Annotated in this window: 11 protein-coding genes; 4 read left to right on the top strand and 7 right to left on the bottom strand. The window is 71.4% G+C overall.

Annotated features, from left to right (window positions below; translation table 11 throughout):
• Window positions 1-5 precede the first annotated feature (5 nt).
• The 4 genes from BLU82_RS08695 to BLU82_RS08680 all read left to right on the top strand — a co-directional run bounded on the left by BLU82_RS08695 (window position 6) and on the right by BLU82_RS08680 (window position 3,297).
• Window positions 6-761 (top strand): amino acid ABC transporter ATP-binding protein, encoded by a 756-nt coding sequence (locus BLU82_RS08695; RefSeq protein WP_092618551.1) that lies wholly within the window; start codon window positions 6-8, stop codon window positions 759-761.
• Between the two features lie 28 nt (window positions 762-789).
• Complete coding sequence (locus tag BLU82_RS08690) at window positions 790-1,689, top strand: glutamate ABC transporter substrate-binding protein (protein ID WP_092618548.1); 900 nt, start codon at window positions 790-792, stop codon at window positions 1,687-1,689.
• 82 nt (window positions 1,690-1,771) lie between these two features.
• A complete protein-coding gene (locus BLU82_RS08685) occupies window positions 1,772-2,422 on the top strand; it encodes an amino acid ABC transporter permease (RefSeq protein ID WP_092618545.1) in 651 nt (216 codons plus the stop codon).
• Window positions 2,419-3,297: an amino acid ABC transporter permease gene (locus tag BLU82_RS08680; RefSeq protein ID WP_092618542.1), complete on the top strand. Its 879-nt coding sequence runs from the start codon at window positions 2,419-2,421 to the stop codon at window positions 3,295-3,297. Before BLU82_RS08685 ends, BLU82_RS08680 begins: the two co-directional genes overlap by 4 nt.
• Before the next feature lie 39 nt (window positions 3,298-3,336).
• On the opposite strand, the gene rny is transcribed toward BLU82_RS08680, so the two are convergent.
• From rny to BLU82_RS08645, 7 genes are all read right to left on the bottom strand, one after another.
• Complete coding sequence (gene rny / locus BLU82_RS08675; RefSeq protein WP_092618538.1) at window positions 3,337-4,971, bottom strand: ribonuclease Y; 1,635 nt, start codon at window positions 4,969-4,971, stop codon at window positions 3,337-3,339.
• 589 nt (window positions 4,972-5,560) lie between these two features.
• Window positions 5,561-6,052, bottom strand: a complete 492-nt coding sequence (locus BLU82_RS08670) for a regulatory protein RecX (protein ID WP_197682821.1) — start codon at window positions 6,050-6,052, stop codon at window positions 5,561-5,563.
• Between the two features lie 328 nt (window positions 6,053-6,380).
• Window positions 6,381-7,418 carry a recombinase RecA gene (gene recA / locus BLU82_RS08665; protein WP_069114033.1) on the bottom strand — a complete coding sequence of 346 codons (1,038 nt, stop codon included), beginning with the start codon at window positions 7,416-7,418 and terminating at the stop codon, window positions 6,381-6,383.
• Between the two features lie 154 nt (window positions 7,419-7,572).
• Window positions 7,573-8,793 (bottom strand): MFS transporter, encoded by a 1,221-nt coding sequence (locus BLU82_RS08660; protein ID WP_370246311.1) that lies wholly within the window; start codon window positions 8,791-8,793, stop codon window positions 7,573-7,575.
• 113 nt (window positions 8,794-8,906) lie between these two features.
• Window positions 8,907-9,716: an ABC transporter permease gene (locus BLU82_RS08655; RefSeq protein ID WP_092618535.1), complete on the bottom strand. Its 810-nt coding sequence runs from the start codon at window positions 9,714-9,716 to the stop codon at window positions 8,907-8,909.
• Complete coding sequence (locus tag BLU82_RS08650) at window positions 9,713-10,504, bottom strand: ABC transporter permease (protein ID WP_197682819.1); 792 nt, start codon at window positions 10,502-10,504, stop codon at window positions 9,713-9,715. The genes BLU82_RS08655 and BLU82_RS08650 overlap by 4 nt, the downstream gene beginning before the upstream one ends.
• Entirely contained in the window at window positions 10,504-11,436 is a 933-nt protein-coding gene (locus BLU82_RS08645; RefSeq protein ID WP_092618529.1) for an ABC transporter ATP-binding protein, read from the bottom strand. The genes BLU82_RS08650 and BLU82_RS08645 overlap by 1 nt, the downstream gene beginning before the upstream one ends.
• Window positions 11,437-11,465: the final 29 nt, after the last annotated feature.

Below are 11,465 nucleotides of genomic sequence, written 5' to 3'. Positions count from 1 at the left end.
AGTCCATGAGCGTCGAGACGGCCGGCGGGCCGCTGGTCGAGTTGCGCGGCGTCAACAAGCACTTCGGCGCGCTGCACGTGTTGCGCGACATCGACCTCAGCGTCGCCCGCGGCGAGGTGGTCGTCGTCATCGGGCCGTCCGGCTCGGGCAAGTCGACGCTCTGCCGGGCCATCAACCGCCTGGAGACCATCGACTCCGGCAGCATCGCCGTCGACGGCCGGCCACTGCCGGCCGAGGGCAAGGCGCTGGCCCGGCTGCGCGCCGACGTCGGCATGGTGTTCCAGGCGTTCAACCTGTTCGCGCACAAGACGGTGCTGCAGAACGTCACGCTGGGCCCCGTCAAGGCCAAGGGCGTCAGGAAGTCCGAGGCGGAGAAGACGGCCATGGAGCTGCTCGACCGCGTCGGCGTCGCCGACCAGGCTCGCAAGTTGCCCGCCCAGTTGTCCGGCGGCCAGCAGCAGCGCGTCGCCATCGCCCGGGCGCTGGCCATGAAGCCCAAGGTCATGCTGTTCGACGAGCCCACATCGGCGCTCGACCCGGAGATGATCAAGGAGGTGCTCGACGTCATGACGGCCCTCGCTCACGACGGCATGACGATGATCGTCGTCACCCACGAGATGGGCTTCGCCCGGCGCGCCGCCAACCGCGTCGTCTTCATGGACGCCGGCAGCATCGTCGAAGAGGCCACCCCGGAGGAGTTCTTCACGAACGCCCAGAGTGACCGCGCCCGCGACTTCCTCAGCAAGATCCTGACTCACTGAGCGTCGAAGTAACCAGAGGAGAAACACCATGCGTACCACCCGACCCAGACTGCGCCGCTTCAGCGCGCTGGCCGCGACGGCGCTGAGCGCGACGCTCGTGCTGGCCGCCTGCGGCGACGACGACGGTGACGACGGCGGCGACGGCGGCTCCGAGCCGACCGCCGAGGCCGGCGACTTCCCCGAGGGCAGCACGATGGCCGAGCTCGCCGAGGCCGGCGAGATCACCGTCGGCACCAAGTTCGACCAGCCGCTGTTCGGCCTGGTCGGCCCCGACGGCACGCCCGTCGGCTTCGACGTCGAGATCGCCAAGATCATCGCCAGCGAGCTCGGTATCAGCGAAGACAACATCAACTGGGTCGAGACGGTCTCCGCCAACCGCGAGCCGTTCATCCAGGACGGCCAGGTCGACATCGTCGTGGCCACCTACACGATCAACGACGAGCGCAAGCAGCTGGTCGACTTCGCCGGCCCGTACTTCAACGCCGGCCAGACGATCATGGTGCTCGAGTCGAACGAGGACATCAACGGCCCCGACGACCTCGCCGGCCGCAACGTCTGCTCGGTCGAAGGCTCCACGCCGGCCGAGAACATCCGCACCAACTACCCCGAGGCGGTGCTGTTCCCGACCGGCGCCTACTCCGACTGCCTCGAGCCGCTGCGCAACGGCCAGGTCGACGCCGTCACCACCGACAACGTCATCCTGTCCGGCTTCGTCGACCAGAACCCGGGCGAGTTCAAGCTGGTCGGCGACACCTTCACGGAAGAGCCGTACGGCATCGGCCTCGCGCTCGGCGACACCGAGTTCCGCAACTGGATCAACGACGTCCTCGAGGCGTCCTACGAGGACGGCCGCTGGGCCGAGGCGTGGGAGGAGACCGCGGGCGCGGTCCTCGACACGCCGGAGCCGCCGCAGGTCGACCGCTACTGACGGCCCGTATCGGATGGACCGCCGCCAACGCCTGGCGGCGGTCCATCCGTTCTGAGTCCGACCGTCCGAGAAGGGCTGCCCGATGGACACCGTGATCGACGAGCTCCCGCTCTACTGGGAGGGGTTCACCACCACACTCGCGCTCACCCTGCTGTCCGCCGCCATCGCGCTGGTGGTGGGGACGATCCTCGGCGCCTTCCGGGTGTCGCCGGTGCCGACGCTGCGCTGGTTCGGCACCGCGTACGTCGAGATCGTGCGGAACACCCCGCTCACGCTGGTCTTCATCTTCTTCGTGTTCGTGGCGCCGCAGCTGGGCTGGACGCCGTCGGACTTCTTCGCCCCCGCCGTGGTGGCGCTGTCGACGTACACGGCGGCGTTCGTGTGCGAGGCGGTGCGCTCCGGCATCAACAGCGTCGGGCTGGGCCAGGCCGAGGCGTCGCGCGCCATCGGCCTGACGTTCCCGCAGACGCTGCGGCTGGTGGTGCTGCCGCAGGCGTTCCGCACCGTCATCCCGCCGCTGATCAACATCTTCATCGCGCTGACGAAGAACAGCTCCGTCGCGGGCGGGTTCTTCGTCGCCGAGCTGTTCGGCGTCGGCAAGCAGCTGGCCAACGCGCACCCGACCGACGTCATCGCCGTCCTGCTGGGCGTCGCGGCGTGCTATCTGGTCATCACCATCCCGGCCGGAATCCTCGCCGGCTACGTCGAGCGGAAGGTGGCGTTCGCCCGATGAGCTCCATCCTGTACGACGCCCCCGGGCCCCGCACGCGGCGCCGGACGACGATCTACTCGATCATCGGCGCCCTGTTCGTGCTCGGCCTCGGCTACCTCGCCTACCGGCAGCTCGACTCCCGCGACCAGTGGGACCCGGAGCGCTGGCAGATCTTCACCGACCCGCCGCTGAACCAGACCGCGAACGACGTGTGGACGTCGCTGCTGGTCGACGGCCTGGGCGCGACGCTGCGGGCGGCCGGCATCGCCGCCGTCATCGCGCTGGCGGCGGGCGTGCTGCTCGCGGTGCTGCGGATGTCCGGCACGCGGTGGGTGCGCTGGCCCGTCACCACCGTCATCGAGTTCTTCCGCGGCCTGCCGGTCGTGCTGCTGATGTTCTTCGGCGTCATCGCGATCGGCCTGCCGATCTTCTGGGGCGTCGTGTTCGGGCTGGTCATCTACAACAGCGCGATCTTCGCCGAGATCCTGCGGGCCGGCATCGTGTCGTTGCCGAAGGGGCAGTCCGAGGCCAGCTACGCCATCGGGCTGAGTCGCTGGCAGACGCTGTTCACGGTCCTGCTCCCCCAGGCCGTGCGCCGCATGCTGCCGTCGCTGGTCAGCCAGCTGGTCGTGCTGCTGAAGGACACCTCGCTCGGGTTCATCATCGGCTACGCCGAGCTGCTGCGACGGCTGCAGCTGAACACCCAGTTCTTCGGGCAGAGGTACTGGTTCCAGTTCTTCGTGGTGGGCGCGGCCATCTACATCGCCGTCAACTTCACGCTGTCGCGACTGGCCGTCTACCTCGAGCGGCGCGGCACGTCGAAGGCGGCCGGCGGCGTGGCCAAGGCCGACGACGCGGCCATCGGCGGCTCGACCGCCACCGGCGTCTCCGTCTGATCTCCTGGTTGGCCGACCACGTGGCCTACCCCGCTCGGCCTACCGCGCGAACTCCGTCGAGCGGGACTCGCGGACGACGGTGATGCGGATCTGGCCGGGGTAGGTCAGCTCCTCCTCGACCTGCTTGGCGATGTCGCGGGCCAGCACCTGCGCCTGGATGTCGTCGACGACGTCGGGCAGCACCATGACCCGCACCTCGCGGCCGGCCTGCATGGCGAAGACCTTCTCGACGCCGTCGTGGCTCATGGAGATCTCCTCGAGCCGCTCCAGCCGCTTGACGTACGCCTCCAGCGACTCGCGGCGGGCGCCCGGCCGGCCACCGGAGATGGCGTCGGCGGCCTGCGTCAGCACCGCTTCGACCGTCCGCAGCTCGACCTCGTTGTGGTGCGCCTCGATGGCGTGCACGACGTCGTCGTTCTCGCCGTAGCGGCGGGCGATCTCGGCGCCGATGAGCGCATGGCTGCCGTCGACCTCGTGCGTGAGCGCCTTGCCGATGTCGTGCAGCAGCGCGCACCGCTTCGTCAGCTTCACGTCGAGACCGAGCTCGCCGGCCATCATGCCGGCCAGGTGCGCCGACTCGATCAGGTGCTTGAGCACGTTCTGCCCGTACGACGTGCGGTAGCGCAGCCGGCCGAGCAGCGAGACGAGGTCGGGGTGCATGTCGGTGACGCCGACCTCGACCAGCGCGTCCTCGCCGGCGCGCACGCACAGCGCCTCGACCTCGGCCTTGCTCTTCTCGTACTGCTCCTCGATGCGGTGCGGGTGGATGCGCCCGTCCAGCACCAGCTCTTCCAGCGTCAGCCGGGCGACCTCGCGGCGGACCGGGTCGAAGCACGACAGCAGCACCGCCTCCGGCGTGTCGTCGATGATCAGGTTGACGCCGGTGACCTGCTCGAACGCGCGGATGTTGCGGCCTTCGCGGCCGATGATGCGGCCCTTCATCTCGTCGCCCGGCAGGTGCAGCACCGACACCACCGACTCGGCCGTCTGCTCGGACGCGAGCCGCTGGATGGCGAGCGTGATGATCTCGCGGGCCCGGGCCTGGCCGTTCTCGTTGGCTTCCTTCTCGATGTCGCGGACCCGCATGACGGCGGCGCGCTTGGCCTCGTCCTCGACGGCGGCGACGAGTTCGGCCTTCGCCTGGTCGGCGGTCAGCTGGGCGGTCCGTTCCAGGACGGCGCGGCGTTCGGCCTCGAGCGCCGTCAGTTCCTCGGTGCGGCCGGCCAGTTCGGCGGCCTGGGTCTCGACCTCCTGCAGCCGCTGCTCGAGCGACTGGGTGTCGGCGGTGACGCGTTCTTCGCGTTCGACCAGCCGCTGCTCGCGGCGGTCGAGGTCGGCGCGCTGCTCGCGCAGGTCGGCGCCGGCTTGGTCGGCGCGCTCGCGGGCCTTCTCGGCCTCGGCGGCGGCGCGGTTCTTCAGCTCGTTGGCTTCGTCGGCAGCGGCCGCCCTCAGTTCGTCGGCCTCGCGCCGGGCCTTCGCCCTGACGTCGTCGGCCTCACTCTGGGCGGCCGACCGCAGCCGCACGGAGTCGGCTTCGATCTGTGCGAACAGCTCAGCGGAGTTGGCGCGCGTGCCCTCGACGCCGCGGAGCCGGGTGAACAAGGCGTAGAGCGCTACGGCCAGTAGCGCCACGACCACCAGTCCGACCAGCAGAATTGCCGTTCCGGTGTTCATCGGCGGGCTCCCTCACATATCGCGGTCTGCGCAGGCAGACCGGCTGATGGCGGGAACCGCACCACGACCGCACCCGCACCGCGGACGATGCGAGCCCTCGAACCACCGACGTACCGCATCAACGCTGCGGCACGCACACCTCCACGAGCCGCTTCGGCCTGCCCTGCGCCGGCCTCGACGGTGCTGTGGTGTCGAGCGTTGCCATGTTCACTATGTCCGATCCGCGGTCGCGGAGTTGTTCTCCACCTTTGGAATTGAGGTTACGTAAGGGTGTACAGCCGGTCAAGCAGCGGGAACGCGTGCCACGCCCCCTTTTCGCCCCTGTGCGCTGCGACGATGCCGAATCCGCGGGTCGTCTCCGCCGGTTCGCCTCGTCCGGTCACGCACCGGGTCGCCCTCCGCCGCGCCTCGCCCTCATCGGCTGCGCCCGCTCCCCGCGCTGCCGAGTGCCGCGCCACCGTCCGCCGCGCCGCCGTTCCCACACCGTTCGCGCGCCGGCCCGTTCCCCGCTCTGCCGTTCCCTTTCCCGGCCACCCCTCGTGCCGCTCAGCCTTCGGCTGCTGAACTCTCGTCGGCCGGGTCGGTGGCGTCAGTCGGCGAGGAAGTCGTCGGGGAGATCGACGCCGTCGACGCCGTCGGATTCGAGGGCTTCGCGGACCACGCGGAAGGCGAGGCCGGGCGGGTAGCCCTTGCGCGCCAGCAGGCCGGTGAGCCGGCGAGTGCGGGCGACCGGGTCGAGCCGCCGGGTGCTCGGCAGCCGTGCGGCGACAAGGGCCCGGGCGGTCGCCGCCTCCTGCTCGGGATCGAGCGTCTCGACCGCGTCGTCGGCGACGGCGGGCTCGACGCCGCGTTTGCGCAGCTCGTAGCCGAGGGCGCGACGGGCCAGGCCGCGACCCGCGTGGCGGGACTCGACCCACGCCCGCGCGTACGCCGCGTCGTCGACCAGGCCGACGTCGGTGAAACGGTCGAGCACGCCGTCGCGGACCTCTTCCGGCACGCCCTTGCGCGCCATGGCCGCGTCGAGCTGGGCCCGGGTCTGCGGCGCGACCGACAACCGGTTCAGCGCGACCGTCCGCGCCACCGACTCCGGATCGGCGTCGGGATCGAGCTCGCGCGGCTCCGTACCGCCGGGCGCCCTCGAACCTCCGCCGGAGGCTCCGGAACCGCCACCAGGCGCCCCGAAACCGCCACCGGGCGCCCCGAAACCGCCGCCGGGGCCGCCCTCGGAACCGCCGCCGTCCCCTCCGCGACCCCCGCGACCCCCGCGACCTCCACGGCCGCCCGCGCGGGAGGCGCGGGGCCCGTGCCCGCCTTCACCCTCGGGACCGTGCTCGGCGCCGTCGCGCCGCTCAGGGGGTTCCGGGCGGCCGCGCCGCGACCGCCCGGCGTTGCTGCTCACCATGACCAGCTCAGAAGTCGACCGGCGCCTCTTCGACGGCGGCGTCGAGCTTCGGGCCGACGCCGAGCTTCTCCTTGATCTTCTTCTCGATCTCGTCGGCGAGGTCGGGGTTGTCCTTGAGGAAGTTGCGGGCGTTCTCCTTGCCCTGCCCCAGCTGGTCGCCCTCGTACGTGTACCAGGCACCGGACTTGCGCACGATGCTCTGCTCGACGCCGAGGTCGATGAGGCCGCCCTCGCGGCTGATGCCCTCGCCGTAGATGATGTCGAACTCGGCCTGCTTGAACGGCGGGGCCACCTTGTTCTTGACCACCTTGACGCGGGTGCGGTTGCCGACCGCGTCGGTGCCGTCCTTGAGCGTCTCGATGCGGCGGACGTCGAGGCGGACGGAGGCGTAGAACTTCAGCGCCTTGCCGCCGGTGGTGGTCTCGGGCGAGCCGAAGAACACGCCGATCTTCTCGCGCAGCTGGTTGATGAAGATGGCGGTGGTCTTGGACTGGCTCAGCGCGCCGGCGATCTTCCGCAGCGCCTGGCTCATCAGCCGGGCCTGCAGGCCGACGTGGCTGTCGCCCATCTCGCCCTCGATCTCGGCCTTGGGCACCAGCGCCGCCACCGAGTCGACGACGATGATGTCGAGGGCGCCGGAGCGGATGAGGGTGTCGGCGATCTCGAGCGCCTGCTCACCGGTGTCGGGCTGGGAGACGAGCAGGGAGTCGGTGTCGACCCCCAGCGCCTTCGCGTAGTCGGGGTCGAGCGCGTGCTCGGCGTCGATGAAGCCCGCGACGCCGCCGGCGCGCTGGGCGTTGGCCACCGCATGCAGCGCGACGGTGGTCTTACCGGAGGACTCGGGGCCGTACACCTCGATCACCCGGCCGCGCGGCAGCCCGCCGATGCCGAGCGCGACGTCGAGGGAGATGGCGCCGGTGGGGATCACCTCGATGGGGACCCGGGCCTCCTCGCCCAGCCGCATCACCGAGCCCTTGCCGAACGAGCGCTCGATCTGCGCGAGCGCGGCTTCGAGCGCCTTGTCGCGGTCCGCGGAAACAGCCATGGGCACCACCTGGGGTCGACGGGCCGGCGCACGGCCCTGCGTTTTCTTGGTCATCGCCGGAGACGTTACGCGGTGCCACTGACAAGATCGAGAACGAATTCCCGGACCTGTGGACAACCGCGCCGACAGCTCGCCGGTGTGGACAGAAGCGACTCTATGCCGAACGGGTGTTCGAGAGCGAGCGACACGCCGGAATCAGCATCGCGATGACCGGGACGGCCAGCAGGCCGGCCGCGGCGGCGTTCAGCACGCCGTACCCGTACGACCCGACGACGACCCCGGCCAGCGCTCCCCCGCCGGCCGCCGCAAGGCCCATCAGCAGATCGGACGCGCCCTGCACGGCCGGCCGCTCGGCCACCTCGACGGCGTCGGTCAGCAGCGTCGAGCCCGCCACCATGCACGCCGACCACCCGAGGCCGAGCAGGAACAGCCCGGCCGTCAGACCCGGCGAGTGCCCCTCGTGCGCCGTCCCCGCCAGCGCCACCGACCCGAGCAGCACGATGACGCCGCCCAGGATGACCGGCACCCGGCCGACGTTGTCGGCCAGCCAGCCCATGACCGGCGAGAGCGCGTACATGCCGGCCACGTGGACGCTGATGACGAAGCCGATGACGGAGATCGAGGCGCCGCCGTGCGTCATGTGCACCGGCGTCATGACCATGACCGTCACCATGACGGTGTGCCCGACGACGATGGCGAGCAGCCCGAGCACCGCGGGCGGGCTGGCCGCGATGGCCGTCCACCCGGCACGAAGCACGCCCCGGCGCCGTACGGGCGGATGGCCGGACGCACTGCCCCGGCGGCGCGCCGTCAGCAGCGGGTCGGGCCGCAGCCGCGCCAGGATCACCAGCCCGCCCAGCCCGAGCACCACGGCGCCGATGAGGAACGGCCCGGCCAGCGGCTCGATGCCCAGCGCCGACGCGAGGTCGCCGGACGGCCCGGCGAGGTTCGGCCCGGCCACCGCGCCCACCGTCGTGGACCAGACGACGACGGAGAGCGCGCGGCCCCGCCCGGCGGCCGGCGCGAGGTCGGTGGCGGCGTAGCGGGCCTGCAGCCCGGCCGCCGTCCCGCCGCCCAGCAACGCCGTGCCGAGCAGCAGCAGCGGGAAAAGCTCCAGCTCGGTGGCGACGACCGCGATCAGCGCGCCCACGGCGCCGAGCACATACGTGACGCCGAGCCCGACGCGTCGCCCGTAGGTCATCGCCAGCGACGCCGCCGGCATGGCCAGCAGCGCCGCGCCGAGCACCTGCGCGCTCTGCACGAGGCCGGAGAGGTCGTCGCGGCCGAACACGTCGGTGACGACGACGGCGCCGACGGCGATGGCCGCGGACACGCCGAGCCCGCCGGCGACCTGACTGGCGACGAGCGTCCGCACGGTCTGCCGCTGGACGGCCTGAACGGCCTGGTCGGACGGGACGGCCCCACCGGCCGCGACGGCGTCACCGAGCGAACCAGCCCCGCCGGCCCCGCCGGCGTCTCCCACGTCGCTCACCGCAGCAGCAGCCGTTCGATGCGCCGGGCCGCGAACAGCACGCCGATGAGTCCCATGACCGCGAGATACGCCACGTGGGCAAGGATGCCCCACGCGACGTCGCCGAGCATGAGGTCCCTGATCATCGCGACGCCGTGGTAGAGCGGCGTCGCCTGCACGATCCACCGGATCGACTCGTCGTACGTCGACAACGGATAGAACGTGGCCGAGAACAGGAACATCGGCAGCAGCGCCAGCTGGATGTAGTCGAAGTCCTGCCAGCTGCGTAGATACGTGGTGACGGACATGCCGACGGCGGCGAACGCGAGCCCGATGAGGCTGGCCGCGGGCAGCGCCAGCAGCGCCCACCACGAGTGCACGACGCCGGCGGCCGCGGCCACAATCAGGAACGTCGTGGAGTACAGCAGCCCGCGCAGCAGCGCCCACCCGATCTCGCCGACGGCGACGTCGCGCGGCCCGAGCGGCGTGGCCAGCACGGAGTCGTACAGCTTGGCGTACTTGAGCTTGAAGAACAGGTTGAACGTGGAATCGAACACGGCGCCGTTCATGGCGGCGGCCGCCATCATGGCCGGCGCGACGTAGGCGGCGTACTCGACCATGCGCCCGCCGCCGGCGTCGACGTCGCCGATGAGCGCGCCGAGTCCGACGCCGAGTGAGAACAGGTAGAAGATCGGCTCGAAGACGCCGCTGACCAGCGTGACCCAGCCGTGCCGGAACGCGCGGGCGTTGCGTTCGATCAGCGTGCGGGCCAGCCCCGCGCCGGCCGGAATGGGCAGCGCGCGGGCGACGGCGGCGAGGGCGCTCATGTGACCAGCCGCTTCCGGAAGCTCGCGAACGCCAGCCACAGCCCGCCCACGGCCCAGAGCGCCAGGTAGGCGACGTGCCCGAGCGAGCCGGCCGCCGTGGCCGTGCCGAGGACCAGGCCGCGGCACAGCTCCACCCCGTGCCACAGCGGCGTCACCCAGGCGGCCGCCTCCAGGACGGCGGGCAGCTGCGAGACCGGGAAGAACGTGCCGGAGAACAGGAACATCGGCATGACGATGAACCGGAACAGCACGTTGAAGCCGGCGTCGTTGTCCTGCCGGGCGGCGAACGCGAAGACCGGCGTGGTGAACGCGAGCCCCGTGAGGATGGCCGCCGGCACCGCCAGCAGCACCCACCAGGACGTGACGGCGCCCAGCGCGACGGCGACGACGGCGAACGCGACGCTGGTGATGGCCACCCGCATGGCGACGAACGCGACGTGTCCGAGGACGAGGTCGGTGACGCCCAGCGGCGCGGCCAGCATGGCGTGGTACTGACGCTGCCACTTCAGCGCGCCCATGACCGGGAACGTCGACTCGCCGACGGCGGTCTGCATGGCCTGCGCGGCGAGGATGCCGGGCGCGATGAACTCGACGTACCCGGGCGCGCCCAGTCCGCCGCCGTCGACCAGTGAACCGAGCCCGAAACCCATGGCGACCAGGAAGAACAGCGGCCCGAGGAAGCCGCTGATGATGGTGCCCTGCCACACCCGGCGGTAGTTCGTGAGCCAGTACGCGAACGCCCGGCCGGCCATGCGCCCCTCGCGAGGCTGCGCGTGCGTCGTCGCCATCAGTCGACCAGCGTCCGGCCGGTGAGGTGCAGGAACACGTCCTCGAGCGTCGCGCGGCGGGCCAGGACCGACAGCGGCTGGAGCCCGCGCTGCTGCACCGCGGCGGCGGTGGCGTCGCCGTCGTCGGTGTAGAGGAGCAGGCGGTCGGGCAGCACCTCGACGCGCTGGGCGAGGTCGGTGAGCTTGGCGGCGTACGGCGCGTGGTCGTCGTCGGCGAAGCGCAGTTCGAGCACCTCGCGGGTGGCGTGCAGCGCGATGAGCTCGCGCGGCGACCCCTCGGCGACGATGCGGCCGCCGTCCATGACGACCAGGCGGTCGCACAGCTGCTCGGCCTCGTCCATGTAGTGCGTGGTGAGGACCAGCGTGACGCCCGAGCGTTTCAGCCGGAACAGGCGATCCCACAGGACGTGCCTCGCCTGCGGGTCGAGGCCGGTGGTGGGTTCGTCGAGGAGGAGCAGCTCGGGGTCGTTGACCAGCGACCGCGCGATGGTCAGCCGCCGTTTCATGCCGCCGGACAACGGCTCGACGACGCTGTCGGCACGCTCGGTGAGCTGGGCGAACTCGAGCAGCTCGTCGGCCTTGGCCCGCACGTGCGCCCGCGACAGCCCGAAGTAGCGGCCGTACACGAGGATGTTCTCGCGTACCGTCAGCTCCTCGTCGAGGGTGTCGCGCTGCGGCACCACCCCCAGCCGGGCCCGGATGGCCGGCCCGTCCCTCCCTGGGTCCATGCCGAGGATGCGCAGGCTGCCGTCGGACGGCGGCGACACGCAGCCGATCATGCGCATGGTCGACGACTTGCCCGCGCCGTTCGGGCCGAGGAACCCGAACGCCTCACCCCGCCGCACCTCGACGTCGATGGCGTCGACCGCGGTGAAGCCGCCGAACCGCTTGGTGAGGCGGTGGGCGGTGATCATCGGCTGGTCGGTCGTCACATCTCGGGACGCTACCTCCCGATACCGAC

It is taken from the genome of Jiangella sp. DSM 45060 (assembly GCF_900105175.1).
Taxonomy (GTDB): Bacteria; Actinomycetota; Actinomycetes; order Jiangellales; family Jiangellaceae; genus Jiangella.
The sequence above is the reverse complement of the archived record's forward strand: the minus strand, read 5'-3'. Positions and strand labels throughout refer to the sequence as shown.